The 25,914-nt window shown below is 61.8% G+C and carries 27 protein-coding genes and 1 pseudogene; 12 read left to right on the top strand and 16 right to left on the bottom strand.

What is annotated here, in order from left to right:
* Positions 1-127: 127 nt before the first annotated feature.
* From F1002_RS06570 to F1002_RS06555, 4 genes are read left to right on the top strand one after another with little or no spacing between them, the layout of a single operon-like run.
* Positions 128-1,804: a hydrogenase maturation protein gene (locus F1002_RS06570; RefSeq protein ID WP_150428218.1), complete on the top strand. Its 1,677-nt coding sequence runs from the start codon at positions 128-130 to the stop codon at positions 1,802-1,804.
* Positions 1,801-3,300: a sigma-54 dependent transcriptional regulator gene (locus tag F1002_RS06565; RefSeq protein ID WP_150428217.1), complete on the top strand. Its 1,500-nt coding sequence runs from the start codon at positions 1,801-1,803 to the stop codon at positions 3,298-3,300. The genes F1002_RS06570 and F1002_RS06565 overlap by 4 nt, the downstream gene beginning before the upstream one ends.
* On the top strand, positions 3,297-4,298 hold the full coding sequence (locus F1002_RS06560) for a HupU protein (RefSeq protein WP_150428216.1): 1,002 nt from the start codon (positions 3,297-3,299) through the stop codon (positions 4,296-4,298). Before F1002_RS06565 ends, F1002_RS06560 begins: the two co-directional genes overlap by 4 nt.
* The gene (locus F1002_RS06555; RefSeq protein WP_150428215.1) at positions 4,295-5,713 is read left to right on the top strand and encodes a nickel-dependent hydrogenase large subunit; all 1,419 of its coding nucleotides are present in this window, start codon (positions 4,295-4,297) and stop codon (positions 5,711-5,713) included. The genes F1002_RS06560 and F1002_RS06555 overlap by 4 nt, the downstream gene beginning before the upstream one ends.
* Before the next feature lie 62 nt (positions 5,714-5,775).
* On the opposite strand, the gene F1002_RS06550 is transcribed toward F1002_RS06555, so the two are convergent.
* From F1002_RS06550 to yjjJ, 12 genes and pseudogenes are all read right to left on the bottom strand, one after another.
* Positions 5,776-6,615 carry a tyrosine-type recombinase/integrase gene (locus F1002_RS06550; protein WP_255584458.1) on the bottom strand — a complete coding sequence of 280 codons (840 nt, stop codon included), beginning with the start codon at positions 6,613-6,615 and terminating at the stop codon, positions 5,776-5,778.
* A 150-nt stretch (positions 6,616-6,765) separates the two neighbouring features.
* Positions 6,766-6,870, bottom strand: a pseudogene (locus F1002_RS21490) (phage integrase Arm DNA-binding domain-containing protein); the annotation flags it as partial.
* A complete protein-coding gene (locus tag F1002_RS06545) occupies positions 6,854-7,102 on the bottom strand; it encodes an excisionase (RefSeq protein WP_150428213.1) in 249 nt (82 codons plus the stop codon). The gene F1002_RS06545 and the pseudogene F1002_RS21490, both read right to left, overlap by 17 nt.
* The gene (locus F1002_RS20940) at positions 7,102-7,260 is read right to left on the bottom strand and encodes a hypothetical protein (protein WP_191090325.1); all 159 of its coding nucleotides are present in this window, start codon (positions 7,258-7,260) and stop codon (positions 7,102-7,104) included. Before F1002_RS20940 ends, F1002_RS06545 begins: the two co-directional genes overlap by 1 nt.
* Before the next feature lie 12 nt (positions 7,261-7,272).
* Positions 7,273-7,989 carry a cell division protein ZapB gene (locus F1002_RS06540; protein ID WP_150428212.1) on the bottom strand — a complete coding sequence of 239 codons (717 nt, stop codon included), beginning with the start codon at positions 7,987-7,989 and terminating at the stop codon, positions 7,273-7,275.
* A 76-nt stretch (positions 7,990-8,065) separates the two neighbouring features.
* Positions 8,066-9,298, bottom strand: coding sequence for a protein rep (locus F1002_RS06535; protein WP_150428211.1), 1,233 nt, complete (start codon positions 9,296-9,298; stop codon positions 8,066-8,068).
* A 155-nt stretch (positions 9,299-9,453) separates the two neighbouring features.
* Positions 9,454-9,672 carry a hypothetical protein gene (locus F1002_RS06530; RefSeq protein ID WP_150428210.1) on the bottom strand — a complete coding sequence of 73 codons (219 nt, stop codon included), beginning with the start codon at positions 9,670-9,672 and terminating at the stop codon, positions 9,454-9,456.
* Entirely contained in the window at positions 9,669-9,980 is a 312-nt protein-coding gene (locus F1002_RS06525; RefSeq protein WP_150428209.1) for a hypothetical protein, read from the bottom strand. Before F1002_RS06525 ends, F1002_RS06530 begins: the two co-directional genes overlap by 4 nt.
* A gap of 10 nt (positions 9,981-9,990) precedes the next feature.
* Positions 9,991-10,125 (bottom strand): hypothetical protein, encoded by a 135-nt coding sequence (locus F1002_RS21385; RefSeq protein ID WP_255584457.1) that lies wholly within the window; start codon positions 10,123-10,125, stop codon positions 9,991-9,993.
* Entirely contained in the window at positions 10,122-10,763 is a 642-nt protein-coding gene (locus F1002_RS06520; RefSeq protein WP_150428208.1) for a helix-turn-helix domain-containing protein, read from the bottom strand. The genes F1002_RS21385 and F1002_RS06520 overlap by 4 nt, the downstream gene beginning before the upstream one ends.
* A 129-nt stretch (positions 10,764-10,892) precedes the next feature.
* A complete protein-coding gene (locus F1002_RS06515; RefSeq protein ID WP_150428207.1) occupies positions 10,893-11,555 on the bottom strand; it encodes a helix-turn-helix domain-containing protein in 663 nt (220 codons plus the stop codon).
* Between the two features lie 267 nt (positions 11,556-11,822).
* Positions 11,823-13,166, bottom strand: coding sequence for a type II toxin-antitoxin system HipA family toxin YjjJ (gene yjjJ, locus F1002_RS06510; RefSeq protein ID WP_150428206.1), 1,344 nt, complete (start codon positions 13,164-13,166; stop codon positions 11,823-11,825).
* A 342-nt stretch (positions 13,167-13,508) separates the two neighbouring features.
* Here yjjJ and F1002_RS06505 point away from each other — a divergent pair, with 342 nt between their 5' ends.
* Positions 13,509-14,273 carry a J domain-containing protein gene (locus F1002_RS06505; protein WP_191090324.1) on the top strand — a complete coding sequence of 255 codons (765 nt, stop codon included), beginning with the start codon at positions 13,509-13,511 and terminating at the stop codon, positions 14,271-14,273.
* Positions 14,270-14,626, top strand: coding sequence for a hypothetical protein (locus tag F1002_RS06500; RefSeq protein ID WP_150428204.1), 357 nt, complete (start codon positions 14,270-14,272; stop codon positions 14,624-14,626). Before F1002_RS06505 ends, F1002_RS06500 begins: the two co-directional genes overlap by 4 nt.
* 57 nt (positions 14,627-14,683) lie before the next feature.
* Here the strand turns inward: F1002_RS06500 and F1002_RS06495 are convergent, their stop codons facing one another.
* From F1002_RS06495 to F1002_RS06485, 3 genes are read right to left on the bottom strand one after another with little or no spacing between them, the layout of a single operon-like run.
* Complete coding sequence (locus F1002_RS06495; RefSeq protein WP_150428203.1) at positions 14,684-15,082, bottom strand: hemerythrin domain-containing protein; 399 nt, start codon at positions 15,080-15,082, stop codon at positions 14,684-14,686.
* On the bottom strand, positions 15,079-16,146 hold the full coding sequence (locus tag F1002_RS06490) for a hypothetical protein (RefSeq protein WP_150428202.1): 1,068 nt from the start codon (positions 16,144-16,146) through the stop codon (positions 15,079-15,081). Before F1002_RS06490 ends, F1002_RS06495 begins: the two co-directional genes overlap by 4 nt.
* A gap of 3 nt (positions 16,147-16,149) precedes the next feature.
* Positions 16,150-16,476 (bottom strand): metal-sulfur cluster assembly factor, encoded by a 327-nt coding sequence (locus tag F1002_RS06485; protein ID WP_150428201.1) that lies wholly within the window; start codon positions 16,474-16,476, stop codon positions 16,150-16,152.
* An 81-nt stretch (positions 16,477-16,557) separates the two neighbouring features.
* On the opposite strand from F1002_RS06485, the gene nikR reads away from it, so the two are divergent.
* From nikR to F1002_RS06460, 5 genes are all read left to right on the top strand, one after another.
* On the top strand, positions 16,558-17,022 hold the full coding sequence (gene nikR / locus F1002_RS06480; protein ID WP_150428200.1) for a nickel-responsive transcriptional regulator NikR: 465 nt from the start codon (positions 16,558-16,560) through the stop codon (positions 17,020-17,022).
* Positions 16,997-18,343, top strand: a complete 1,347-nt coding sequence (locus F1002_RS06475; RefSeq protein WP_150428199.1) for an ATP-binding protein — start codon at positions 16,997-16,999, stop codon at positions 18,341-18,343. Before nikR ends, F1002_RS06475 begins: the two co-directional genes overlap by 26 nt.
* 115 nt (positions 18,344-18,458) lie before the next feature.
* On the top strand, positions 18,459-19,268 hold the full coding sequence (locus tag F1002_RS06470) for a nickel transporter (RefSeq protein ID WP_150428198.1): 810 nt from the start codon (positions 18,459-18,461) through the stop codon (positions 19,266-19,268).
* Between the two features lie 87 nt (positions 19,269-19,355).
* Positions 19,356-21,380, top strand: coding sequence for a TonB-dependent receptor (locus tag F1002_RS06465; protein ID WP_223879514.1), 2,025 nt, complete (start codon positions 19,356-19,358; stop codon positions 21,378-21,380).
* Positions 21,381-21,555: 175 nt separating this feature from the next.
* Positions 21,556-23,832, top strand: coding sequence for an NADP-dependent malic enzyme (locus F1002_RS06460; RefSeq protein ID WP_150428196.1), 2,277 nt, complete (start codon positions 21,556-21,558; stop codon positions 23,830-23,832).
* A 75-nt stretch (positions 23,833-23,907) separates the two neighbouring features.
* Here F1002_RS06460 and mpl read toward each other — a convergent pair whose 3' ends face one another.
* Positions 23,908-25,254, bottom strand: coding sequence for a UDP-N-acetylmuramate:L-alanyl-gamma-D-glutamyl-meso-diaminopimelate ligase (mpl, locus tag F1002_RS06455; RefSeq protein WP_150428195.1), 1,347 nt, complete (start codon positions 25,252-25,254; stop codon positions 23,908-23,910).
* A gap of 50 nt (positions 25,255-25,304) precedes the next feature.
* Between mpl and F1002_RS06450 the strand changes: the two genes are divergently transcribed.
* Positions 25,305-25,895, top strand: coding sequence for a hypothetical protein (locus F1002_RS06450; protein ID WP_150428194.1), 591 nt, complete (start codon positions 25,305-25,307; stop codon positions 25,893-25,895).
* The last annotated feature ends 19 nt before the right edge of the window (positions 25,896-25,914 follow it).

The raw sequence follows: 25,914 nt of genomic DNA, 5'->3' as shown, positions 1-25,914 counted from the left end.
CCAGCGCGTGTTACGGAACAAATATCGCCAAAGTCATAACAACATGCTTCCCGAAAAATCAGTGCCTTGGAATCCGCTAATTTGCTAGATCGATGCTGATAGCATGTTTTGTAAAGAAATGTAAATAATGAGAATCCTCTTCGTTACGCATAGCTTCAACAGCCTCGCCCAGCGCCTCTATTGCGAACTGACGGCTCGTGACCACTGTGTCAGTATCGAATTCGATATTTCCGATTCGGTGACCGAGGAGGCTGTCGCCTTGTTCAAGCCGGATCTGGTCATTGCGCCCTTCTTGAAACGTGCCATCCCGGAATCGGTCTGGTCGCGGCTGCCATGTTTCGTGGTGCATCCCGGGATTCCCGGCGATCGCGGACCGTCGGCGCTCGATTGGGCGATCCAGCGCGGCCTGCGTGAATGGGGGGTGACGGTTCTGCAAGCCGAGCGGGAGATGGATGCCGGGCCGGTGTGGGCCTCGTCCGTCTTTCCGGTCGGGGCCGTACGCAAGGCTTCGCTTTACCGCAATCAGGTCACCGAGGCGGCCGTTCTCGCGGTGGTGCAGGCCGTCACCCGGTTTGCCGCCGGCGATTTTGTGCCGCAGCGCGTTCCGGGAACTGCCCATGCCCTGATGAAGCAGGCCGATCGCGCCATCGACTGGGATGCGGATGATACGAACAGCGTGTTGGCCAGGCTGAATGCCGCCGATGGTTTTCCCGGTGTAGCGGATACATTGTTCGGCCAAGCTTGTCATTTGTTCGACGCGTGGCCGGAAGCCAGCCTGAAGGGGGCGCCGGGAGCACTTGTCGCGCGGCGCGAAACGGCGATCTGTCGGGCCACGGTCGATGGGGCGGTCTGGATCGGCCACGTCAAGCGGCCCGGGGGTATCAAGCTGCCGGCGACGATGGCCTTTCCCGAGGCGCTGGCGCTGCCCGAACAAGCGCTCGACGACTTCTGGAAGGCACCGCTCGCGACCTGGCAGGATATTGCCTACGAAGAGGCCGGGGGCGTCGGCTTCCTCGGTTTCGAGTTCTACAACGGCGCCATGAGCACCGGTCAGTGCCGGCGCCTGAAGGAGGCTTTCCTGTGGGCCAGTCGCCGCCCGACGAAAGTCATCGTGCTGCGTGGCGGGAGCGATTTCTGGTCGAACGGTATTCACCTCAATACCATCGAAGCCGCCGATAGCCCGGCTGACGAATCCTGGGGCAACATCAATGCCATCGATGACCTGGCCGAGGCCATCCTGTGCTGCGACACCCAACTGACCGTGGCTGCGCTGGCGGGCAATGCCGGGGCCGGAGGCTGTTTCCTGGCGCGCGCTGCCGACCTGGTATGGGCTCGCGACGGGGTGATGCTCAACCCGCATTACAAGAACATGGGCAACCTGTTCGGCTCGGAGTTCTGGACTTATCTGCTGCCGCCGCGGGTTGGCGAGAAGGGGGCGCAGGCGATCATGCGTCACCGTCTGCCGATGACGGCGCAGGAGTCCGTCCAGCTGGGTTTCTACGATGCCTGCCTGCCCGGACCGGGATTCGCCGTCGATGTGACGCGCCGGGCTGCCGAACTGGCTGCGGCGGCAGATATCGACGAGCGCCTGGCCGCCAAGCGGAGCAAGCGACAGGCCGACGAAGTCGTCAAGCCGCTGGCGGCCTATCGCGCCGAGGAATTGAAGGAAATGCGTCGCAATTTCTACGGCTTCGATCCGTCCTACCATGTCGCGCGCTATCATTTCGTTTCCCGTTCGCCGCATTCGTGGACGCCGCGCCACCTTGCCCGGCACCGCGACATCGACTGGAAGATTCCCGAATGAACCACCCTGCTTCGAGCAGCAGCCTGCGCCGATTGCCCGCCATTCTCGTCGTGGACGACGAGGTACGTTCGCAGGAGGCGCTGCGCCGGACGCTGGAAGAGGATTTCGATGTGTTGTGCGCCTCCGATGCCGACGAGGGAATGGAGATCCTCGAGCGCGAACAGGCGATTACCGGCATCCGCATCGTGCTCTGCGACCAGCGCATGCCGGGTACCACTGGCGTCCAGTTCCTGAAGGAAGTACGCAGCCGCTGGCCGGATATCGTGCGCATCATCCTGTCCGGCTACACCGATGCCGAGGACATCATTACCGGCGTCAACGAGGCGGGCATCTGGCAATACCTGCTCAAGCCGTGGCAGCCGGAGCAGCTGCTGCTGACTTTGCAGCGAGCTTCGGAAGTCTGGCGCCTGCAACAGGAAAACCAGCGCCTCTCGGTCGACTTGCGCACCGCCGAGCCGGTTCTCAAGCGGCATGTCGAGACGAAGCAGGAAAAGGCCAAGAGCAGTTTCGGCCTGGCCGCGCTGATCCGTGCACCGGGCAGCCCGATCAATGCGGTATGCGAACTGGTCGAGCGGGTCGCGCCCTACGACCTGTCGGTCATGGTGACCGGCGAATCGGGTACCGGCAAGGAAATGATCGCCCGGGCCATCCACTACGAAAGCCGTCGGGCCAGCAAGGCCTTCATTACCGAGAACTGCGGCGCGGTACCCGATACGCTGCTCGAGTCGGAGCTGTTCGGCTACAAGCGCGGCGCCTTTACCGGCGCCGTCGAGGATCGGGTCGGACTGTTCCAACAGGCCGACGGCGGTACGCTGTTCCTCGACGAAATCGGCGAAACCAGCCCGGCCTTCCAGGTGAAGCTGCTGCGTGTGTTGCAGGAAGGCGAACTCAGGCCGTTGGGCAGCAATCGTGCGGTGCATGTCGACGTGCGGGTCATTGCCGCGACCAACCGCGATCTCGAGGAGGACGTGCGCACCGGCCGTTTCCGCGAAGATCTCTACTACCGCCTGGCGACGATCGCACTGCACGTACCGCCGCTGCGCGAGCGCCCGATGGATTTGCCGCTGCTCGCCAGACGCCTGCTCGAATCGAGCAGCAAGGCGCTGGACAAGCCGGTCGAGGGATTCACCCAGGAGGCGCTGGCCTGCATCGCCGCTTACCGCTGGCCCGGAAACGTCCGCGAGCTGCAGAACGAAATCCTGCGCATGGTGGCCCTGGCGACGACGCCACGGCTCGGTGCCGACTTGTTGTCCACCCGGGTGTTGCGCACGCCGATCGGTGAGTTCGACGAAGCCCGGCCCAGCGACGACCTGGTCTGGGCGGCCGGCCTTACCGGGGGCCTCAAGGAACGCATGGATCAGCTGGAGAAACATGTTCTCAAGGAAGCGATGATTCGCCTGCGCTGGAACAAATCGCGGGTGGCCCGCGAACTCGGCCTGTCGCGAGTCGGGTTGCGCGCCAAGCTGGTGCGCTACGGACTGGAGCAGGCCGAATGAAGGTGCTGTGGCTGCAGAGCGGCGGCTGTGGCGGATGTACGCAGTCCATGCTGTGCTCCGATCCGCGTTCGCTGTTCGACGAATTGCGCGATGCCGGCATTGAATTTCTCTGGCACCCTGCCCTGTCGCTGGAAAGCGGCGAGGAGGCGCTGGCCATTCTGGAAGATTGTGCCGAGGGTCGTCTGGCCTTCGATGCCTTGTGCGTCGAAGGCGCCATGCTGCGCGGCCCGAACGGTACCGGCAGGTTCCATTTGATGGCCGGCAGCGGCCGACCGCTGACCGAGTGGGTGGAACGGCTGGTCCAGCGGGCAACCTGGGTGTTTGCGATCGGCTCGTGCACGGCCTATGGTGGTTTTTCGGCCAATACGCCGGGCAATCCGCTGGAAGCCTGCGGCCTGCAATTCGACGAGCAGACACGGGGTGGTTTACTGGGCGCTGATTTCCGCTCGCAGCAGGGCTTGCCGGTGGTCAATATCGCCGGCTGCCCGACGCATCCGGGCTGGGTGGTCGATACGCTGGAAAAGGCTGCTCTCGAAGGCCTGAAGCCGGAAGATCTGGATGAGTTCGGACGGCCGCTGCTCTATGCCGGCGGCCTGGTCCATCACGGCTGCGCCCGCAACGAGTATTACGAATTCAAGGCCAGTGCCGAAAAGCAGTCCGACCTCGGCTGCCTGATGGAAAACCTCGGTTGCAAAGGCACGCAGGCCCACGCCGATTGCAACATCCGCCCGTGGAACGGTAGCGGCTCCTGTCTGCGCGGCGGTTTCGCCTGCATCGCCTGCACCGAGCCGGGCTTCGAGTCGCCCGGCCACGCCTTCCAGGAAACGCCCAAGCTGGCCGGCATCCCGATCGGCCTGCCGACCGACATGCCGAAAGCCTGGTTCGTGGCGCTTGCCGCACTATCCAAATCGGCGACGCCGAAGCGGGTGCGCAACAATGCGGTGGCCGATCATCCGGTCATCCTGCCGGCCATTCGCAAGAAAGGGGGCGGCAAGTGACACGCATCGTCGTCGGGCCGTTCAACCGCGTCGAAGGTGATCTCGAGGTCAGTCTCGATATGGCCGGTGGTCGGGTCCAGGCCGCCTACGTCAATTCCCCATTGTTCCGTGGTTTCGAGCAGATTCTGATCGGTCGGGCGCCGCTCGATGCGCTGGCCATCGTGCCACGCATCTGCGGTATCTGCTCGGTTGCCCAGTCGGCGGCGGCGGCTTCGGCGCTGGCCGACGCCATGGGCATCGTACCGACCCCGAACGGTGTGCTGGCGCGCCACCTGATCCAGGCCACCGAGAACCTGGCCGATCACCTGACGCACTTCTACCTGTTCTTCATGCCCGATTTTGCCCGTCCGGCCTACGCCGGACGACCTTGGCACGACGCCGTGGTGCGGCGCTTCGCGGCGGTGCGGGGCGAAGCATCCGCCGACGTGCTGCCGGCCCGCGCCGGGTTCCTCAAGCTGATGGGTTTTCTGGCCGGCCGTTGGCCGCATACGCTGGCGATCCAGCCCGGCGGCAGCACCCGCGCCGTGACAGACGGCGAGCGTATCCGTCTGCTTGCCCAGCTACGGGAGTTCCGCAGCTTTCTCGAAAAGCGCCTGTTCGGCGATACGCTGGCCAATGTGGCGCAATTGTCCAGTAAAGCGCAGCTGCTGGCCTGGGCCGACGGCCGATCCGCCGACTTTCCCGCCTTCCTGGCAGCGGCAAGCGATCTCGGGCTGGACAAGCTGGGTCGGGCGAGCGATGCCTTCCTGTCGTATGGTGCCTACGGGATATTTTCAGCCGGCACCTGGCGCGCCGGCGAGGCCGCTGCTTTCGACCCGCAGGCCATCGATGAAGACACCACCCATGCCTGGCTGGCACAGGGCAACCCGCGCCATCCGGAGCAAGGCGAAACCATTGTCGATGCGAACAAGGCCGCCGCCTATACCTGGTGCAAGGCGCCGCGCTATGCCCGACAGGCCTACGAAGTCGGGGCGCTGGCGCGGCAGGTCATCGCCGGACACCCTCTGCTCCTCGACTGGGTGACGCGCGACGGCGGCAGCGTCATGGCCCGCGTCGTCGCCCGATTGCTCGAACTGGCGCTGATTGTCCCGGAAATGGAGCGCTGGGTGCAGGCATTGCAACCCGGCGAAGCCTTCTGCACCCACGGCGACATGCCCGACGAAGGCAGCGGAACCGGCCTCGTCGAAGCTGCACGCGGCAGCCTCGGCCATTGGCTGAGCGTCAGGCGCGGCCGTATTGAGCGTTACCAGATCATCGCCCCGACCACCTGGAATTTTTCGCCGCGCGACGGCAACATGCAGCCCGGCCCCCTGGAACAGGCATTGGTCGGCCTGCCTGCCGGCGACGGCGCCTTGCCATCAGTGCAACATGTCGTGCGCTCGTTCGATCCTTGCATGGTGTGTACTGTCCATTAAGCGAAGAAGCCCGTAAATACGGGCTTCTCGGGATGGTCTACAAAATTCCTGCAAAATTCGTATCAAATTGAGGCCGTTTTGACCTCGATCCAGTCATCGCCGCGAGCGTCCCGATACACTGCAGTCATGTCGGGTGACTTGTGCCCCAGGAGGGCTTGGGCGTCGGTTCCCTGGTCGGCATAGAGCCGGGCAGCCAGGGAGCGGATTTCATGGAAGGTGGGCGGCGTCTTGTCTGTTGGCCATGTGATCCCGGCCTTGTCCCGGGCATCGGCAAACGCACCGGTTATGCTCTGTAGGCGTATCGGGTCCCCGGGCTTGGCGCGGCCAGTATGGGCGTTGTGGTGGATCAGGTGCTTGCTGATGATGTTGTCCCGGCACCGGGCGACGATCTCTCCGAGAGACCAGCCGACGACGCGCAGGCGCAGATCGAGGGGGATGCAGACAAGTGCGCCGGTTTTGCGCTGGCGTATCCACAGCTTGCCATCGCGAATGTTGCGCGGCCCCAGGTCGCGCAGGTCTTCGCGACGCTGACCAGCCACCAGGGCGAGTTCCATGCTCCGTTGCACCCAGGGTGTCATTGTCTTGGCCTGTTCGTAGATGGCCATGAAGCTCTCCAGGGTGAGGCGGGCACGTGCTACCTCGATGCGAGGGGCACGGGTAGGCGCTACCGGGTTGTTTTCCAGCCAGCCGGCGGCGATGGCTTCCCGGAAGAAGTCGAGCAGCAGAGAGCGCACTGCCTGGGCCATGCGCTTTTTTCCGGCATCGCTCCAGGTGGACAGCAGGTCGGCAATGTCACGGGTTGTGATGCTCGCCAGCGGCCTGTCACCCCATTTTTCCTCGACGGTGAGTAGCCGGCGGGTGAATGCCTGGTCGGTTGCCTTCGCCAGTTTGCGCTCTGCCAAGATGGCTCGGTATCGCTTGCACCAAGCGGCCACGGTGCTTTCGCTTTCGCCGCTCAGTCGATCGACAAGCCGAGTCTCTGTGAGCAGGCCGGCAATGTACAGATTTGCTTCGACGGCTTCGGCAAATGCAGTTTGCTTGTTCCGGCCAAGACCGTGGATTTTGCCATCCACAGGGTTGCGCCAGCGAAAATAACCGTCCGTCTCGTAGAGATTAGGCGGCCATCCTCGCCGGCTGGCTTCACGCCGCCGTGCCATGGCTCAACCTGGCAACAAGTCGGCTATTGGATGCTGGATCCTTTGCGCTGGGCATCGTCTTGAAGTCGACGTAACGGGCATCTGGCGTCACGAAGTAAGTCCGGCCGTGTTTGATCGGTTTCGGGTAGATATGGGCATCCCGAGCCCAGCGGCGCAGGGTATTGATGTGGGGTGCCGATTCGCCATACGTTGCAGCCGCCCACGCCTCCAGGGGGATGAGTTTTGCAGCCATTATTTGACCCTCCGCAGGAGCGCCCGACGATTCGCTCTGGCTTTCAATTTGGGTATCGGCTTGAATGCCGGATTGATGCTGCGAACGTAGGCATGCAGGCGCCGGATATTTCCAGCTGGATCAAGGTCGTGGCGTAGATGAAAAATACGTTCTTTCATGGTCTTCTCCTATCAGGAAATCCGGCGTAGCTCGTCCGCTGGTTGGTTGAATTTGATGATTTCTGCGGTGTGGAATGTGCTCAACAAGCCAGTAATGCGTTCCCGTATGGCTTCCAGCTCGGCGGCTACCTGGCGGGAATTGGTGGCGTTGCGCAGGGTGATGTTTTCCGCTTCGAGTTCGGCAATGCGTTCGTCTCTTTCGGTGACGGCATCCCGGAATATGGATATCTGGTTGTACAGCAGTGGAAGTGTTTTGATTTCTTCAGGCTTGACCGCCAGGCGGCCATTGTCTGGGCAGATGAGTTCACCGGTTTGCCGGTTGATAAACCAGCCATCCCAGGCTTTATGAGAAATGCTTTGCGAAGCTGTCAGAGCCAGTAGGCGCAGAGCTTCGAATGCTGAGTAAGTCACTTCGGCTGCATCGCTTTCCCAGCGTCTGATCGTGGTTCTATGGATGCGCAGGTAACAGGCACATTGCTCGATAGACAGGCCGAGTTGAACCGCTCGAAAGTGTTTGAAGCGAGCGCCATCGATTGGGCGCCATGGCGCGGATTCGATAAACCAGGCAGGGAAATAGCCGTCAAAGGCTTGAGCGATATCTCTTGCCTGCTTGGTATGCAGCCATTCCGGAGGGGCTCCATTCATCCAGGCCGCCCAGTCAGAGCGCTTGCTGGAGGAGGGGATGCGATTGCATGATTTTTTTCGTGTGGTACGCTTTTTAGCAGCCATCGCTATTGCTCCAATCAATAGTTCGTTGGTGGGGCAGGTTCTTGGTTGGTCGCCGGAGAACCTGCCCTTTTTCTTTTCAGGTCCTGTGGTCCTCGACCACGATGTATTGCCCCAGGTCTTTATCGCCACGGAACAGCCGCTTCTGTCGATAGGCCGACCCGTGAGTCGCTGGGATTTCCTTGAGCGCCGTGATGTAGTCGTCGATATCGACCTGGGCGCAGGTGCTATCGGTGCAGCACTCGGCCACGTAACGTAGAAACTCGCCGGTTTTGTTCCTGGTTAGCAGCACCTGGAACTGATCGTCGGTCAGTTGGCCGATCCAGGCTTCCTCACGTATTGGCGCAGCGGCCAGCTGCTCGTCACTCTCCTCGCTGTCTGTGCCCAGGAGGGCGCGCTTCAAGCCCGGTGACCAGGACAGCATTCGCTTTCCCTGGAAGGCCTCGGCATAGTCGCGGAATCGGTTGGCTGCCCAGCCGTCGCCGTTCATTGACCAGGTCAGCAACTGGAACGGGGTGAAGTGAGTGATGCCTTCGGCCTCGAAGGCAACGCCGATCTTCGAGTGTGGGCGGGTCAGTTCTGAACTTGGGCCCCAGCGCTCGTCGCGGCCGAACTTGGCGATGTACTGCGCTGCATATTCGCCACCGCGGACATTCAGCGCACGCTCCATCATCCAGGTCAGCTTCGATTGATCCCCCAGGCCGGCGCGGAGCAGTTGCTTGACCCATGAGGCCTTCAGTTCCTGGATGGGGCCGCTATCGAGGTCGCCGGCATCATCCACTCGTGCAGCACCATCGAACATGATTTCTTCGAGGCCGTTGCGTTGGCAGAACAGCAGATCATGGGTGTGGGGATGCCAGCCATTCTCCAGGCTGACGGTGACCTCAAGGCTACGTACGCTACCCAACCGGCCGGCGCTACCATCCTTGCCCAGGATGCGCTTGTACTGGCTCGATTCCTTGAAGGTTTTGAGCGCCTTGGCAAAGCGTTCCATGAGTTCCGGCAGGGGATGGTCGGCTTCATGGGGAAAGGTCAGGGTCAGCAGATAGGCAGCGCCATCGCCACGGGTGATGTGCGAAACCATCGCCTCCTGGAGTTCCTCGCGGCGCGCCTCGGTGATTTTCGCGGCGCAGACCGGGCAATGCCAAACGGAGCCGCAGGTGGACACGCCGGAGAGTCGGGCATTCGAGCCATCCTGCACCCGGAATACACCAACGTCGGCGGCCGGGCTGACGATAGTCCGGTGGCACCAGCAGACCCGTTTTTGCGCGTTGGCTGACAGGTTGCGGTCATACACCAGGCTCTGCGACATGCGCAGCAGAAGGAAGCGTTCGACCTTCGCTGCAAGTTTTGCATGATTGCCGCCCGGAAATCCTTGCCCCGTGGCCGTGTCAGAGGATTTCGCACTTATACCAAGGTTAGTATGGGGGGCTTTTGCATCCCCCGTTTGAATTGCTGTGTGTTGGTTCATTGGAGCACCGGCAGGACTTCGACGCGGGCACCGCAATAGACCTTCGCGGCGCGCAGGGCGACGTCGGCAGCAACGTGGGCATGGTCGTAGCGGGTGGCGGTCGTTTGAGCGGCACAGGGGCGCAGAAGGCCCCTTTCCCAGGCGATGTATTGCCCCTTGATCTCGGGGGCTGTTCGGCTGCCACGCTCGAAGCGGAGAACCAAGCGGGTGGTCATAGAAGCACCTCCGCTTTGGCAATCGCGGCATCGGCCATCTGGCAGAACTCGCACAGGTGGGCGTGGTGAGGTTCGTCGACTTGATGGCGCTCACGTAACACCTTGAGCGCAGCCAGTAGATCGGCAGAGGCTGACAGCAGGCGCCCGTTTGCAAGGGTGTCGTCCGGGAAGTCGCAGTCGATCAGCTGGGCTATGAGTCCGCAGCACTCGGGAATCTCAGGGTCGGGCGCCACGATGAGCAGATCGCCGTCCTCTTCAACGAGCGTGAACGGCCCCTGAGTGTGGGCATGATGGTTGGTCGCCGACATGGGTTGATCTCTAGCTTTTTTTCTTCGGGGATTGGGAGGCTTTCTGCTCGGAAAGCATGACAAGTCCAGCCAGGACTGCGATGACGGCAATGGCGATCAGAGCGCCTTTTCCGCCGAGCATGGAGACAGGGGCGATGGGATTCATGCTTCGTCCTCCGTGAGTTCTTCGGATTGTTCCTGGTCGACAGTGGCATCGACCGGCGTGGCGACTGCGGCGAGGGGTGAGGCACCGAAGAACGTGGAAAGTAGATCCGCGTGAGTTGCTGCAGGCCGGCCTTCCTGGGGCGGAGCAACAATGTTCCTGCCTTGCAGGATGCGGAACAGCAGATAGTTTTCTGCCATTGCACCGAAGAGCTCACGTTGCTTGGCTTCGGTTTCCTCGCTGTAGTCCGAGAGGAAGCCTATGCCGACAGGGGAGCGCAGGATGGCGGCAATGCGCTCATCGTTGGCATCCATCCGCCCGAGGACCTGGTCGACCACGTCGTCGGCGATCTGGTCGCTGACGTAGAAGCACATACGGGAGACAGGGCGAACCATTGCCGAGCCGGTAGCAGGCTTGGTGTCCGGTTGCCGCGCATCGAGGTCCACACCCTTATAGGTGTAGAAGTCCCGCAGGTTTTCCAGGAAGGGCATGTCCGGCACAAATCGGCCGGTCTCGAAGTTCTTCAGCTTATGGCCAGGCAGGCCGCTTTCCTCGATAACGTTGGCCTGGGTCAGGCCGAGCTGGAAGCGTGCGGCTCTGGATTGATCCCCGGTGATGGGGAGGGTGGCAGGGATTTTCATTCGCGCTCTCCAATTGATGCAACGATAAATTGCAAGCGCAATGATCGTAGTTCAACCATGGATAAATTGCAATAGCAACGTATCGTTGCATTTGCGCGCGAAAAAAAGGCGCTTGTTACAGCGCCATTGTCACTTTGCCTTTTGGGCTTTTTCTCGGTCAGCTAAGAGCTGTGCCAGCTGCTCTGCTATACGCAAAAAGGTTGGGTTCGCTTCCTTGTCCATTTCATCGTCGAATCCTTTGTGCCAACCTCTCAGCAATCCCAGCATCAGCTCCATTACTGCGATCCTGTGATGTGGATGCAACCTGGTGAAGCAGTATGTGATGGCGGCAAAAGATTCAGGGTCAGATGGCCGAGCGGCACCATGCCGGTGTCTATTCAGGAAGTTGTCGAAAGGTTCGTCATCGCCATAAATGAGATACGAAGGGGTGATCTGCAACACTTCACACAGCATACGAATCTCGCGAGGCCCTGGTCGGTTTGTCCCCAGCTCATACAAAGACACGACCGTTCTGGAGAGCCCTTTCCCATCTTTATCAGCACGCTTCGTTAACTCGGCCAATTGGCCTTGAGTGAGTTTTTTGGCTTCCCTTGCGTGCTGAAGTCTCTGACCAAGCTCAAGTTCGGGTTCCCCTGGTAATACCCCAAGGCGCGTTGGGGAGGCGAAGAGAAGAGCTTCAGCAGCTTCCTTTTCGAGAAATTCCGCTTCTTCGGCAATCTCCTGCAGGCTATGCGGAAGAGCCTTTGAGTCATCGGATTTGCGAGACTTGCGCTTGGTTTTATTGTCGGTCATTGGCAGTCTAGACGGGGATTTTGCGAACGGTGAAACCGTCTGGTAGCCCTTTAGTCATGCGGCTTCCAGCCAGTTGCGGTAGGCCCGCACTATAGCCCCCGAATCCCCCGGCCGTCAAAGTTCGGACAGCGGCAAATCATCCAGCCCGGGAAGGCTACGCAGCTACCGAACTCTACCCCGCGTTACCCACCGCGCCGCCGGCTTTCGGTTGATATCTACCTCCAGCCCGCGCCGCCGTGGATAACGCTCTACCTACCGTCCTAGCTATTACCCTAGCCTGGCAATCTTGCCTAAAGCAGTCTCGAGATGAACGCCTAGTGCATCGATGCAGGGTCGGAACGCTGCGGAAAAACGCTGTTCTCCGCGCAGGCATTCAAGGTATCGCTGGGCTACTTGGGCAGCATGCACCCAAGTTTCGGGCGGAATGTCTGCATGTAGCGTCGCTTCTGGCAAGGTCGTTGGGATGCTGCCACCAGACTTTGGGGAAAACCCCATGGGGAGCATGTCGTACGCAGGGGCAAGGTGGTACGGCCGACCATGCTCGGAAACAAAGGAGATGTTTCCGGTGTGCATGTCGGTATTGCCGATCAGAACCCCAATAGCCTGCAGCAGTGCGGCCCCAGATGCTGCCTCTGGCGTAATGCACTCTTCCTTTGCCAGCGCATGAGCGATGACTGACCAACCGGCTGCGCCAGCACCGACGAACTCGGCATCGAGCGCCTTCATGCTGAACAGGCCACGGCGCCCCAGCTCCCCAACGCGGTCGAATCGTTCAACCTCAAGGAATCGCTGGGAGCCAAAATCCATGATTCGCGTACGCACAGCGGCGATGCCCTCAGCGAAGAGCGTTTCGAGCGCCAAGTGTTCAGCAAGCAGAAGATCACGCCACCGCTCGGTTACAGGGTTGTTTTCCGGGAGGGTGAACTTGACGATAACGTGCTGCGGGCCATCCGGAGTCTGGACGTAGGAAACGAACTTTGGTTGCTCTCCGCCAGCCGATGATCCAGGCACCTCGCCACGGGCGGCATGTTCGGCAAGCTGGATGTAGGCCTCTCCCTTGTCAGCCAGGTTGATGGGGGTGCCCGGAGGCGACGAGAGGAAAGCATCTCTGGCACGATCACCCAGCAGCAGATTGCCGACAGCATCGAATCCATCGACGAGCAATGCGCGGAGTGCGTGGGAGTCATTCCATTCGTTGAGTTGGCTGGGCAAGCCGAGTTGTGCAGCTTGGCGGGCGGCATAGTTGCGGCCGAGGTAGCCTTGAGGGCGCATGTCATCCAGCCACCAGGGCAGCGAATCGCTGTGAAGCGTCTTTCCGTCGCCCTGCAGCATCACAAAGCCATCCGGACGTACCGGAATCAGTGTGCCAAGTTGTCGGATGGTTCCCTCTGCAGAGACGCGATAAACCGGGACATCGCCAAGACCTCTCCCGGGGTCACGCAGGGCGTACTGAATAGATGGCCCGCTCCCGATGCGAACGATCTCATCCCCCAGTGCATTGATTGCCCGGGAGATGGTCGGTTGGCTTAAGCCAAGGCTGTCAACGAGTTGGCGGACTTGTTGTGGGCCTCGGCCTAGCTGAATTCGAATTGAATCGGCGTGGGCTGACACGGTATGAATAGCTTTGTGAATAGCTACATGAATAGGTGTGTGAATAGAAATTGTACGGGAATGATACTGACTTGTGTAGGGTGGAGCGCAACAAGATGTTTACAAAATCGCTCTGTAACTATCTGATTTCATGTGTTCGAAATGGTGTGTTTCTTGCTGAATTGGAGGCGGCGCCAAAGTGGGTAAGCCGTTGAGCCTGAATAGATAAGGCGAAACGATCCAGCTACACATGGTGTGTACGGTGCATTGATGAATTGATCAGCAAGGGTTTTCCGGTGGGTTGCGACTTTGCTATCCTCGATGGTTGTTTCGCTCGAAATCATTCTCGGTATGGCACAGAAGATGACTTACTACGATTTGTTGGGACTGGCTCCGGAGGCCGATCTGGAGAAAGTCGGCGCAGCCTACCTGCGGTTGTCGCGCGAATTGGCGGCGAGCGGGGGCGAGGATGCCGAGGTCAGGCTGAAGCAGCTCAAGCAGGCTTTCGACGTATTGTCCGACCCGGTGCGGCGAGCAGCGTACGATGATGGACTGAGCGGCCAGAGCAACCTGAGTTTCCGTGGAGAGTTGCCGCTGCAGGGCGAAATCGCTCTGGGCGGAACGAGGCGCAACCCGGTGCGTGTGCTGCTGAGCATCATTGCGACGCTGATGATTGTCGGCCTGGTTATTCAGGTCGGGGTGATGTTCAACACCTACAAGCGGGTCAATGAAGTCACGCTCCCCAACGCCACCGCTCCGGCTGCCGAAAAGGCCTATTTGCAGGACTTCTATCAAACCTACGGTATTCGGGCGGCCAGTCGCGAGGAGGCCGATTTGTTGTTGGCCGACATGCGGCGCAGGGAGGCTGCCGAGCGTGAACAGCAAAATCAGGAGCGCCAGCGGGAAGAGCAGGAGCGCGCGCAGCGACGTTTCGAGGAAGAGTCCCGGCGTCTGGGCGCGCAAGTGACGGCTGCCAATCTGTACGCCGAAGAAGAGGCGCGCCGTGCCCGCGAGGAAGAAGAGCGGCGCAAGGAAGCCCGGGAGAAGGCCCAGCAGGATGCCGAACGGATGAAGCGCGAGGCGGAGATCGCCCGTTTTCGTTCCCGCTCGAGCTTGGGCAGCGAGTGAATCACGGCATGAAGGTGGCCGGCTTCCGGGGCGTACTGCTTGCAGGCCTCCTGTTGATCGGCCTGGCGGGGTGCAAGCGTTACAGCGAACAGGATTTCGTCGGTCAATGGCAGTCGTCACGTGCGGTGACCCCGATTCACCTGGCGGCAAACGGTGAATGGGAAATCCGCAAGGACGACGGCACTGTCCTCCAGTACGGCATCTGGCGCTACGAGGACAAGAAATTGATCTGGAGCTTCAAGCAAGGTGATCGTGTCATCGACGATCCGACTGCCGTGCTCTCGGTCGACGTCGGCAAGTTCAGCATTCGCGAGCGGGACGGCACGACGACCGTCTTCCGGCGACTGCCTTGAACGGATGTCCGGCGCGAACCCCGTCCGGCAGCTAGAACGCGACGCTACCGTCGCACTTCAACCTTCCGGATAGAGCAGGTTTTGCGCAATCTCGAACAGCTCCCGTTCTTCGAAGCGGACATGGTCGTGCAACAGCGCTGCGAATGCTGAGATAGCCACCGCATCGGTAGGGTCGGCCGTCAGGGTATGGTTCAACTCGCGGAGACGGGCATGCTCGTCGCGCGTGCGCTCGACGAGTTCGTTCTGGCCGACCGCCGCCAGACGCGGGAGCAGACCTGCTTCCTCGTCCTGAAAATGCGGCTCCAGCGCACGCGGAAAAGCCTCGGCAATGGTTCGTGAGGCCTGTTCGATGGCTTCCGGAGAACCCGAGTCGGCAGCAAATCGTGCCAGCCTGGCCAGTTTGAGGGCGTGATGATGATCGCGTGAGTGTTGAATCAGGGCTGCGTGGCGTTTCATGGAGTACCTCCCGAGGCTTTGCGGCGTACCAGCGTCACCATGGTGGCGATGAAAATGAGCAGCACGAGCCCGTTGGTCAGCGCAGCGTACTGCCGGAGCATGAAATTGTCACCCAGGCCGCCGAGAAGTCTTGTGGCGAGCGTTAAGTGCAGCAGCGCCAGCGGCAGGTAGAGTACCGGGTGATAGGGAATCCTGATCCGGGTGACGGCCGGCAAAATGATCGGTGCGTGGCCGAAAACCATCGCAAAGACGAAGCCGAGGCTGATGGCGTGGAGGGCGGCGTCCCGCCACGGGTGGGCTGGCGCGAATGCGCCGGCGAGTCCGAGCAGGCCGGAGACGGCCAGCCAGGCGTAGCCGGAGAGCAGGCAGCTGGCGATGAAGCGGGTCAGCCCTTCCGTGCCGATGTTGCGACGGGCGATGTCGTAGCGCAACAGCCACCCGGCCAGGGCGAGCAGTCCGCCGGCAAACAGCCGGTCGCTGCCGATTCCCGCTGCAACGACCAGGCAGCCGACGATGGCGATGAACAGCTGGCGGGCCATGGGCGGCGTCGGCAGAAAGCGGGTCAGTTCGAGTCGTTCACCGGCGATGGTGAGGATGAGGAAGAGTAGCCACCAGGGTAGCGCGGCGCCGATGTCGCCCGTGCCGGCCCAGAGCAGCTGGCCGACCAGCCAGCAGGCAGCGCCCAGGCCGAGTACGACGGTGAAGACGGCTTTCTGGCGCTGCCAGGCGATCCCGCTGGCAGCGATCAGTCCGAGCGCGGCCAGTGTGCCGCAGGCCTGACCGACGCCAAGGGGCGCCCCGGCGAGCAGGGCGATACCGCCCGAGCCGGCCGCCAGCGGTGCCAGATAGGCCCAGCGCTGGCCGATGGCGACGGCGCGCTCCAGGCTGATGACGGTACCGAAGAAGGCAGCGATCATCAGCGGACCGTGCAAGCCGGCGGCGTGTGCGGCCGGTGCCGGAACGTCCCAGCCGAGCCGGGCGAGTCCGGCCAGCACCCCGCCGAGCAGGGACAGCATGCCGAAAAACAGCAGCGGCAGGCGGTGGCGGGGCATCAGGTCGGCCATGCGCTAACCTGCATCGGTATCGTTCCAGCCGAGGCGCAGCCGGCACTGCTCGCTCATCATCGCCGGCGTCCACGGCGGTTCCCAGACAACCCGGATTTCAGCCTCCAGGCCAGCCGGCAGTACGCGTTCCAGTTCGGCATAGGCGTCGTCGACAATCATGCCGCCCATCGGGCAGGCCGGCGAGGTCATGGTCATGTCTATCCAGAGCTTGCCGTCCTCCAGGGCGATGCGGTAGACCAGGCCGAGGTCGACGATGCTGGCCCCGATCTCGGGGTCGGCCACATGGCGCAGGGCGTCGCGGATCACTTCGATATCGAGGGCTGCGGTCATCGGGGCGGGAAACGTTAGAATGCGATGCAGGCCATCCTAGCAGCGGCAAAGCGGCGGGTATTTAGCAGGGAGCAAATTTCCATGGAACGTTTCACCATTTCGCTCGACGAGTCGCTGGCTCGCCAGTTCGACCAGCTGATTGCCGAGCGCGGCTACAGCAATCGTTCGGAAGCCGTGCGCGACCTGATCCGCGGCGCCATCGAGAGCGACCGCCAGCGCGAAACGCCGTCCGGCCACTGCGTTGCCAACCTCTCCTACGTCTACAACCACCACGAGCGCGAACTGGCCGAGCGCCTGACCGCCCTGCAGCACGACCACCACGACCTGACGGTGGCCGCCCTGCATAGCCATCTCGACCATGACAACTGTCTGGAGAGTGTGATCCTCAAGGGGGCGACGGCCGATGTCCGGCAATTCGCCGACGCGCTGATGGCCGAGCGCGGTGTCCGTCACGGCAAGCTCAACCTGATCGCGCTGGAAGCCGAGCATCACCACGCCCACGATGAACACGGCGAAGCCCATGTCCACTACCGTCCCGCCCGCTGATCCGTTGCCCGAGTCGCCGTTGCCGCCGGGCGGGGAAACGGCGTGGATCGAAGTCATCCAGAAGATGGACGAGGTCTATAACGACCTCCTGCAGTACGAAGTCGCCCTCGAGGAGAAGAATGCCGCACTCGAAGAGTCGCATCAGTTCATCGAGAGCGTGCTCGCCTCGATGTCGGACATCCTGATCGTCTGCGATCGCAACGGCAGCATCGAGGAGGTCAATCCCTCCCTGCGGCACATTTCAGGCAAGACGGCCGAGGAACTGGTCCATACGCCGCTCTTCGATCTCTTTGCCGATGACGGCGAGAAGGCCAAGGCGCGCGACGTGTTCACGCGTTATGCCCGGGAAGGGGTGCATGACTGCGAATTCTTCCTGCGCGCCGGCGACGGGTCGACCGTCCCGGTCTCGATGAACTGCACTCCGCGCGTGTCGCAGACCGGCAAGCTGATGGGCATGGTGGTCACCGGCCGCCCGGTCGGCGAGCTGCGCCGGGCGTATTCCGCGTTGCGTCAGGCGCACGACGATCTGAAGCGCACGCAAGGCCAGTTGCTGCATGCCGAAAAAATGGTCTCGTTGGGGCGCCTGGTGGCCGGCGTCGCGCACGAACTGAACAACCCGATCAGTTTCGTACTCGGCAACGTGCTGTCGCTCAAGCGTTACGCCAGCCGCCTGGAAAGCTACCTGGCTGCGGTGCATGGCAGCGATGCCGCCGAGGATCGTGCCCTGCGGTCGATGCGCGAGGAGTTGCGCATCGACCGCATCCTCGCTGACATGCCGCACCTGATCGACGGCATGATCGAAGGGGCAGAGCGCACGCGCGATATCGTCGATGCCCTGAAACGCTTCTCGGCGGTGGACAAGGCGACACCCGAACGGGTCAATCTCAACGACGTGGTCGAGCGTTCCGTGCGCTGGGTGGTGCAGAGCGCCTCGGCCAAGTTCGCCGTCGATATCGACTTGCCGCCCGAGCTGGTGTGTTCCGGTTCGTCCGGCCAGTTGCAGCAGGTGGTCATGAACCTCGTCCAGAACGCCTGCGATGCCACTGCCAGACAGCCGGAGCCGCGCCTGAAGGTTTGCGGCGGCGTTGAGCAGGGGATGGCGGTCCTGCGCTTCATCGACAACGGTCCGGGCATTCCGGAAGAGCACCTGAACCGCCTGTTCGAACCCTTTTTCACCACCAAGCCGGTGGGGCAGGGGACCGGACTGGGCCTGTCGATCAGCTATGGCATCGTCGATCGTCATGGCGGCAAGCTCAGTGTCAGCAATGCCGCTACCGGCGGAGCGGAATTCGTCCTTGCACTTCCGGTGGATAGTCACTAACCATTTCGACCTCCTGCGGGGGCGGTTAAAAAGCGTGAGATCAATACGAACAATGACTTATTGATCTGGCACGCTCCTTGTATGAAGATGAGCAAATCCTTCTTACGAGTTGCTCATGGATACGCTACCCACCGACTGGCTGTCATTGCTGATCCTGACCTTCGTGCTCGGCATGAAGCACGGCTTCGATGCCGACCATCTGGCAACCATTGATGGCCTGACCCGCCATAACGCCCGCACCAGGCCGGGTATGGCGCGTTATTGCGGCACCCTGTTCTCGCTTGGTCACGGCGCCGTGGTCATGGCCATCGCGCTTGGCGTATCGGCGCTGGCCGGCCAGTGGGACGTGCCGGCCTGGTTCGGGACGCTGGGCGGCGTCATTTCCATCGGTTTCCTTGTGGCGCTGGGCAGCCTCAACCTGGCCGCCGTGCTGCGCACCGAACCCGACCAGATTGTCCAGCCGGTCGGCGTCAAGGGGCGTCTGCTCGGCAGCCTGCGTCACGTTTCGCACCCTGGCCTGGTGGCGTTGGTCGGCGCGTTGTTCGCCCTGTCCTTCGACACCCTGTCGCAAGCGGCATTCTTCGCCCTGACCGCCACCCAATTCGGTGGCTGGCAGCATGCCCTGCTGCTCGCTGCGTTGTTCATGCTCGGCATGATGCTCACCGATGGCATCAACGGCCTGTGGATCGCCCGGCTGATCGCCCGTGCCGACCAGGTGGCGCTGATCGCCTCGCGGGTCATGGGCCTCGTCGTATCCGGCGTCAGTCTGCTGGTTGCAGCCTTTGGCGCCGCCAAGATGTTGTCGCCGGCTATCGATGCATGGAGCGAGGGCAAGGAGCTGATTTTCGGTTTCACGCTGGTGGCGATCATTGCCGTCAGCTTTGTGGTGGCTGTGCGCCTGACGCGTCGGCCGGTTCTGGTCTAGCCAAGATGGGAAGGGAGGCCGGGCAACCGGCTTTTTTCAGCGATGAATGTAAGAAAAAAATTAATTAGTTCATATATCTTGCTGGCGATGAATGGCGTCGGCGCCCACGAGTCCGCCGAGCTGTCAGCCGTCGAAGTGCGGGCCAAGGCCGAGAATCTCGAGGGCATCGCCACATCGGGCAGCGAGGGTCTGGTTTCCAGCCAGCGTCTGGCTGCCGTGCCCATCCTGCGCCCCGGCGAGGCGCTGGAGATGGTGCCCGGCCTGATCGTGACGCAGCATGCCGGCGACGGCAAGGCCAACCAGTATTTCCTGCGCGGCTTCAACCTCGATCACGGTACCGATTTCGCCACCACGGTTGGCGGCGTGCCGGTCAACATGCCGACGCATGCCCACGGCCAAGGCTATACCGACCTCAACTTTCTGATCCCCGAACTGATCGAGCGTATCCGCTTCCGCAAGGGGCCGTACTTTGCCGAGGAAGGCGATTTCTCATCGGCCGGTGCGGCGCATATCGACTATTTCCGCCGCATGGATTTGTCGCTGGCACAAGTCACGCTCGGCAAGAATGGTTACGGGCGCAGCCTGCTGGCCGGCTCGCCGGAATGGGGCGGCGGCAATCTGTTGTATGGCCTGGAGTTGTTCCACAACGACGGCCCCTGGGAGGCGCCAGAGAATTTCCGCAAATTCAATGGCGTCCTGCGCTACAGCCAGGGAACGCGCAACGATGGGTTTTCGCTGACCGGCATGGCTTACCGGGGCAAATGGACGTCCACCGACCAGGTTGCCCAGCGTGCCATCGACAGCGGACTGGTTGGCCGCTTCGGCACGCTCGATCCGACCGCCGGCGGCGAAACCAGCCGCTACAGCCTGTCCGGCGAATGGGCCAAGCGCCGGGCCAATGCACAGACCAAGGCCAACGTCTGGTGGCTGCAGTCCAGCCTCGATCTGTGGTCCAATTTCCAATACTGCCTCAATGACTACGCCAATAGCGGCACCTGCGATACCGGCGACCAGTTCAAGCAGCGTGAGCGGCGCCAGGCCGGCGGCTTTGCGGTATCGCATGCAATGTTCGACCGCTGGGGCGCTTTCGAGGTGGAAAATAGCATCGGCTTGCAGGGCCGGGCCGATCAACTCAATCCGGTCGGTCTTTATGCGACGTCGGCCCGACAGACCATCGGTACCGTGCGCGAGGACAAGGTGACCCAGCTCAGCCTGTCGCTGTGGGCGCAGAACCAGACACGATGGACCGAATGGTTCCGTTCGATCCAGGGCCTGCGCGCCGATGCCTTCGATTTCGAGGTCGATTCCAGCCTGACAGCCAATTCCGGCAAGGCCAGCGACCAGATGGTGACGCCTAAGCTGTCGCTGATTTTCGGGCCGTGGAGAAAGACCGAGCTCTATCTGAACTATGGCCACGGCTTCCATTCCAACGACGCACGGGGCACGACGATCAAGATCGATCCTGCCGACGGTACGACGCCAGTGCCGCGCGTGAAACCGCTGGTGCGCACCAAGGGTTACGAAGTCGGCGTACGCAGCGAACCGGTTGCCGGCTGGCAATCGACGTTTTCCCTGTGGCAGCTCGATGTCGCCTCGGAGCTGCTCTTCGTTGGCGATGCCGGCACCACCGAGGCCTCGCGCCCGTCGCGCCGCCATGGTGTCGAGTGGACCAATTTCTATTCAGTTGCCGACTGGCTGGCCGTCGACGCCGATCTGGCCTGGTCGCACGCCCGTTTCCGCGAGCGCGATCCGGCTGCAGGCGACCATATTCCCGGTGCGGTAGCAACGACCGCCAATATTGGCCTGACCCTCGACCATCTTGGCCCGTGGTTCGGCGCCCTGCGTCTGCGCTATTTCGGGCCGCGCCCGCTGGTCGAAGACAATTCCGTGCGTTCCGGCAGTTCGGCGCTGACCAACTTGCGTGCCGGCTACAAAATTGACAAGCGCACCCAAGTGACCCTCGATGTCTATAACCTCTTCGACCGCAAGGTGAATGACATCGAGTACTGGTACGACTCGCAGTTGCGTGGAGAAGCGGCACCAACTTACGATCGCCACATCCATCCCACCGAGCCGCGCACTCTGCGTCTGAGCATCTCCCACCGCTTCTGAATCGGCCGTCTTTCGGGAGGAGAGGGTGCGATACGTGCGCCACGTTGTTTGGAACGGGGGGGGGGATTGCGGATTACACGTAGAGTTTTCCGTAATTCATAATTACGCTTCCGAATAATGTCCCTTTGGAGTAATCTTTAGGGTTTTCCCTATACCCGAACGCCAAGGAGATTTCGTGGAAAAGGATTTGCGCGAAGCCGCACTCGAATACCATCGCTGGCCCACCCCCGGCAAGATTGCTGTCCGCCCGACCAAGGGTCTGACCAACCAGCGCGATCTGGCGCTGGCTTATTCCCCGGGCGTTGCCGCCGCTTGTGACCTGATCGTCGAAGATCCTGCCACCGCCGCCGAAATGACTTCGCGCGCCAACCTGGTCGGCGTCATCACCAACGGTACCGCTGTGCTCGGCCTCGGCAACATCGGCCCGCTCGCCGCCAAGCCGGTCATGGAAGGCAAGGGCTGCCTGTTCAAGAAATTCGCCGGTATCGACGTGTTCGACATCGAGCTGGCCGAGAACGACCCGGACAAGCTGATCGACATGATCGCCGCCATGGAGCCGACGCTCGGCGGCATCAACCTGGAAGACATCAAGGCGCCGGAGTGCTTCTACATCGAGCAGAAGCTGAAGGAACGGATGAACATTCCGGTCTTCCACGACGACCAGCACGGTACCGCGATCATTTCGGCCGCCGCCATGCTTAACGGCCTGAAAATCGTCGGCAAGAAGATCGACGAGATCAAGGTGGTCTGTTCCGGCGCCGGCGCGGCAGCGATTTCCTGCCTGAACCTGTGGTGCGATCTGGGCGTTCAGCGCCAGAACATCACGGTCTGCGACTCCAAGGGGGTCATCTACGTCGGCCGTCCGGGCGGCATGGATGAAACCAAGGCGCGCTACGCCCAGAATACCGAGGCCCGCACGCTGGCTGACGCCATGGTCGGTGCCGACATTTTCCTCGGCCTGTCCACTGCCGGCGTTGTCAATCAGGACATGATCAGGTCGATGGCCAAGCGTCCCATGGTCTTCGCGCTCGCCAACCCGACGCCGGAAATCATGCCGGAACTGGTCAAGGAAGTGTGCCCGGACGCCATCATCGCGACCGGCCGTTCCGATTACGTAAACCAGGTCAACAACGTCCTGTGCTTCCCCTTCATCTTCCGCGGCGCACTCGATGTCGGCGCCACGCGCATCACCGAGGAAATGAAGATGGCGTCGGTGCGCGCCATTGCCGAACTGGCCGAAGCCGAAGTGACCGACGAAGTAGCCATGGCCTATCCCGGCCATGACCTCAACTTCGGCCCGGAATACCTGATTCCCAAACCCTTCGACCCGCGCCTGATCGTCAAGATCGCGCCGGCCGTGGCGCAAGCCGCCATCGATTCCGGCGTGGCCACCCGCCCCATCACCGATTGGGCGGCCTACCGCAACAAGCTGTCCGAATTCGTCTACCACACCGGTGTCGGCATGCGCGCCATCTTCCAGGCCGCCCGTCAGGCCAAGGGCAAGCGCATCATCTACGCCGAGGGCGAGGAAGAGCGCGTGCTGCGTGCCGCGCAGGTGGTCATCGAAGAGCGTTTCGCCCGCCCCATCCTGATCGGTCGGCCGGACGTGATTGCCCATCGTCTGGAAAAGGCCAACCTGCGCATCAAGCCGGGGGTCGATTTCGATATCGTCAATCCGGAATCCGACGAGCGCTATCGCGAATGCTGGCAGGCCTATCATCGGCTGCTGTCCCGCCAGGGCGTGACGCCGGCCATCGCCAAGGAAGCCATGCGCCGCAAACCGACCGTCATCGGTGCCATGCTCCTCAAGCTCGGCTACGCCGATGGCCTGATTTGCGGCACGACCGGTCAATACAGCCACCATCTGGGCGTGATCGGCCAGATCATCGGCAAGCGCAGCGGCGTCAATACCCTGGCCGCCATGAACTACCTGATGCTGCCCGGCCGCTCCCTGTTCATCTGTGATACCCACGTCAACGAGAATCCGAACGCGCAGGAAATCGCCGAGATGACCCTGCTGGCAGCCGAGCAGGTCAAGCGTTTCGGCAGCCATCCGAAGGTGGCGCTCCTTTCGCACTCCAACTTCGGTTCCTCCTCGTCGGAATCGGCTCGCAAGATGAGTGTTGCGGCAGGCCTGATCGGCGCCATGTCGGCCGGTGAGCTGGAAGTCGATGGCGAAATGCACGGCGACTCCGCGCTGAACGAAGCCATCCGTCGTGAAGCCAATCCGGATTCACCGCTCAAGGGCGAGGCCAATCTGCTGATCATGCCGAACATCGACGCGGCCAACATCTCCTACAACCTGATCAAGATGACCGGCGGCGAAGGCGTGACCATCGGCCCCATCCTGCTCGGCGTTGATAAGCCGGTGCATGTCCTGACCTCGACGACGACCGTTCGTCGTCTGGTCAACATGACCGCGTTGGCTGTCGTGGAATCGACCGAACGCTGATCTCGCTGTTGTCGGACCCATAAAAATGCCGCCGGGTAACTGCCCGGCGGCATTTTTCATTTTGCGGTGCAGCGTTCAGTCTGCCAGGGCGTTCAGCAGCTTGCCGTGAATGCCGCCAAACCCGCCGTTGCTCATGATCAGGATGTGATCGCCGGGTTGAGCGGCCAGACTGATCTGGTCGACCAGGCGATCGATATCGTCCTCGACGACGGCTCGTGTCCCCATCGGTGCCAGGGCTTCGCGGGCATCCCAGCCGAGGTTGGCGCCGTAGCAGAAGACGGCATCGGCTTCGCTCAGGCTATCCGGCAGCTGGGATTTCATCGTGCCCAGCTTCATCGTGTTCGAACGCGGTTCCAGTACGGCAAGAATGCGACCGCGTCCGATCTTGCGGCGCAGGCCGGCAACCGTGGTGGCGATGGCGGTCGGGTGGTGGGCAAAGTCGTCGTAGACCGTAATCCCCCGCACGACCCCTTTGACTTCCATGCGGCGCTTGACGTTCTCGAAGCGCGACAGGGCATCCAGCCCCTGCGCCGGCGACACGCCGACATGGCGGGCGGCCAGCAGGGCAGCGCAGGCATTGGCGCGATTGTGATCGCCGGAAAGATCCCAGCGCGAGCGGCCGATCAGGCCATCCGGGCCGTGCAGAACCAGTTCGCCGCGTGCATCGTCGCCGCTGACCCGATAGCCGTTCGGGTCGTTGAAACGTTCGACCGGGGTCCAGCAGCCGCGTTGCAGCACGCGCTCCAGGCTGGCTTCCGCAGCATTCGAAACGATCAGCCCGGATTGAGGGAGTGTGCGGACAAGATGGTGAAATTGCGTCTCGATCGCCGCCAAATCACTGAAAATGTCGGCATGATCGAATTCCAGGTTGTTCAAAACAGCCGTCCGGGGGCGGTAGTGGACGAATTTTGAGCGCTTGTCGCAGAAAGCGGTGTCGTATTCGTCGGCTTCGATGACGAAGAAAGGGGTATCGCCAAGGCGGGCAGAGACGCCGAAATTGAGCGGTACACCGCCGATCAGGAAGCCGGGTGCCATGTTGGCGTCTTCCAGTATCCACGCCAGCATCGAACTGGTCGTCGTCTTGCCGTGGGTGCCGGCGACGCCGAGTACCCAGCGCCCCTGCAATAAGTTCTCAGCCAGCCACTGGGGGCCGGAGACGTAGGGCAGCCCCTTGTCGAGTATGGCTTCGAGCAGCGGGTTGCCGCGCGAAACGGCGTTGCCGATGACGAAGATGTCCGGCTTCAGAGCCAGTTGATCCGCAGCGAAACCTTCGATCAGTTCGATGCCTGCGTCCCGCAATTGGTCGCTCATGGGCGGATAGACGTTGGCATCGCAGCCGGTGACCTTGTGCCCCGAGTCGACAGCCAGTTGTGCGATGCCGCCCATGAAGGTGCCGCAGATACCGAGAATATGAATGTGCATGTCACAGAGACCCGTTAGAATGGGGGCGATTTTACCTTGATCGAGTCCCCATGACCCGTCCTGAACGGCAACGCCAGAGTCACGGCACCCGGGCCAGTATCGCCAGCGCCGCAGCCCGTCTGATGGCCGAGGACGGCATTACCGATTTTTATCTGGCCAAGAAGAAGGCGGCCCGCCAGCTGGGGCTGCCCGAGCATACGCAGTTTCCCGATAACGCCGAAGTCGAGGCCGAGTTGCGTGCCTATCGCAGTCTTTATCAGGGTGACGGGCATGCCGCGATGCTAAAGGCGATGCGCCACTCGGCGCTCGAGTTGCTCGAGTTGCTGGCCCCGTTCAATCCCTATCTGGCCGGCTCCGTTCTCGAGGGGACGGCGGGCGAACATTCGCGCATCGATATCCTGCTGTTTGCCGACAGCGCGAAGGAGGTCGAAATCTTCCTGCTCAACCGCGGCATCGATGTCGATCATGTCGAGCCGCGAAATGAGCGTGTCGAAGCCGTTCTGGTGATGGAAACGGACACAGTCGACGCCAATCTTGTTATTATGCCGCCGCATCTTGAGCGGGTGAGTTTGAAGTACCGCGATGGGCGGCCGCGCGACCGTATCCGTGCCGATGCCCTCAGGGTCCTGATTTCGGAATAAACTGGACAAAATGCTGCGA

This window comes from Dechloromonas sp. CZR5, assembly GCF_008711155.1.
In the GTDB taxonomy this organism is placed as follows: Bacteria; Pseudomonadota; Gammaproteobacteria; order Burkholderiales; family Rhodocyclaceae; genus Azonexus.
The sequence above is the reverse complement of the archived record's forward strand: the minus strand, read 5'-3'. Positions and strand labels throughout refer to the sequence as shown.

What these genes read in the sequence shown, in the direction of transcription:
- F1002_RS06570 (WP_150428218.1), top strand. Translation starts at nt 128, where the DNA reads ATGAGAATCCTCTTCGTTACGCATAGCTTCAACAGCCTCGCCCAGCGC.
- F1002_RS06565 (WP_150428217.1), top strand. Translation starts at nt 1,801, where the DNA reads ATGAACCACCCTGCTTCGAGCAGCAGCCTGCGCCGATTGCCCGCCATT.
- F1002_RS06560 (WP_150428216.1), top strand. Translation starts at nt 3,297, where the DNA reads ATGAAGGTGCTGTGGCTGCAGAGCGGCGGCTGTGGCGGATGTACGCAG.
- F1002_RS06545 (WP_150428213.1), bottom strand. Translation starts at nt 7,102, where the DNA reads ATGGCTGCAAAACTCATCCCCCTGGAGGCGTGGGCGGCTGCAACGTAT.
- F1002_RS20940 (WP_191090325.1), bottom strand. Translation starts at nt 7,260, where the DNA reads ATGAAAGAACGTATTTTTCATCTACGCCACGACCTTGATCCAGCTGGA.
- F1002_RS06540 (WP_150428212.1), bottom strand. Translation starts at nt 7,989, where the DNA reads ATGGCTGCTAAAAAGCGTACCACACGAAAAAAATCATGCAATCGCATC.
- F1002_RS06535 (WP_150428211.1), bottom strand. Translation starts at nt 9,298, where the DNA reads ATGTCGCAGAGCCTGGTGTATGACCGCAACCTGTCAGCCAACGCGCAA.
- F1002_RS06530 (WP_150428210.1), bottom strand. Translation starts at nt 9,672, where the DNA reads ATGACCACCCGCTTGGTTCTCCGCTTCGAGCGTGGCAGCCGAACAGCC.
- F1002_RS06525 (WP_150428209.1), bottom strand. Translation starts at nt 9,980, where the DNA reads ATGTCGGCGACCAACCATCATGCCCACACTCAGGGGCCGTTCACGCTC.
- F1002_RS21385 (WP_255584457.1), bottom strand. Translation starts at nt 10,125, where the DNA reads ATGAATCCCATCGCCCCTGTCTCCATGCTCGGCGGAAAAGGCGCTCTG.
- F1002_RS06520 (WP_150428208.1), bottom strand. Translation starts at nt 10,763, where the DNA reads ATGAAAATCCCTGCCACCCTCCCCATCACCGGGGATCAATCCAGAGCC.
- F1002_RS06515 (WP_150428207.1), bottom strand. Translation starts at nt 11,555, where the DNA reads ATGACCGACAATAAAACCAAGCGCAAGTCTCGCAAATCCGATGACTCA.
- F1002_RS06505 (WP_191090324.1), top strand. Translation starts at nt 13,509, where the DNA reads ATGACTTACTACGATTTGTTGGGACTGGCTCCGGAGGCCGATCTGGAG.
- F1002_RS06495 (WP_150428203.1), bottom strand. Translation starts at nt 15,082, where the DNA reads ATGAAACGCCACGCAGCCCTGATTCAACACTCACGCGATCATCATCAC.
- F1002_RS06490 (WP_150428202.1), bottom strand. Translation starts at nt 16,146, where the DNA reads ATGGCCGACCTGATGCCCCGCCACCGCCTGCCGCTGCTGTTTTTCGGC.
- F1002_RS06485 (WP_150428201.1), bottom strand. Translation starts at nt 16,476, where the DNA reads ATGACCGCAGCCCTCGATATCGAAGTGATCCGCGACGCCCTGCGCCAT.
- nikR (WP_150428200.1), top strand. Translation starts at nt 16,558, where the DNA reads ATGGAACGTTTCACCATTTCGCTCGACGAGTCGCTGGCTCGCCAGTTC.
- F1002_RS06475 (WP_150428199.1), top strand. Translation starts at nt 16,997, where the DNA reads ATGTCCACTACCGTCCCGCCCGCTGATCCGTTGCCCGAGTCGCCGTTG.
- F1002_RS06470 (WP_150428198.1), top strand. Translation starts at nt 18,459, where the DNA reads ATGGATACGCTACCCACCGACTGGCTGTCATTGCTGATCCTGACCTTC.
- F1002_RS06465 (WP_223879514.1), top strand. Translation starts at nt 19,356, where the DNA reads ATGAATGGCGTCGGCGCCCACGAGTCCGCCGAGCTGTCAGCCGTCGAA.
- mpl (WP_150428195.1), bottom strand. Translation starts at nt 25,254, where the DNA reads ATGCACATTCATATTCTCGGTATCTGCGGCACCTTCATGGGCGGCATC.
- F1002_RS06450 (WP_150428194.1), top strand. Translation starts at nt 25,305, where the DNA reads ATGACCCGTCCTGAACGGCAACGCCAGAGTCACGGCACCCGGGCCAGT.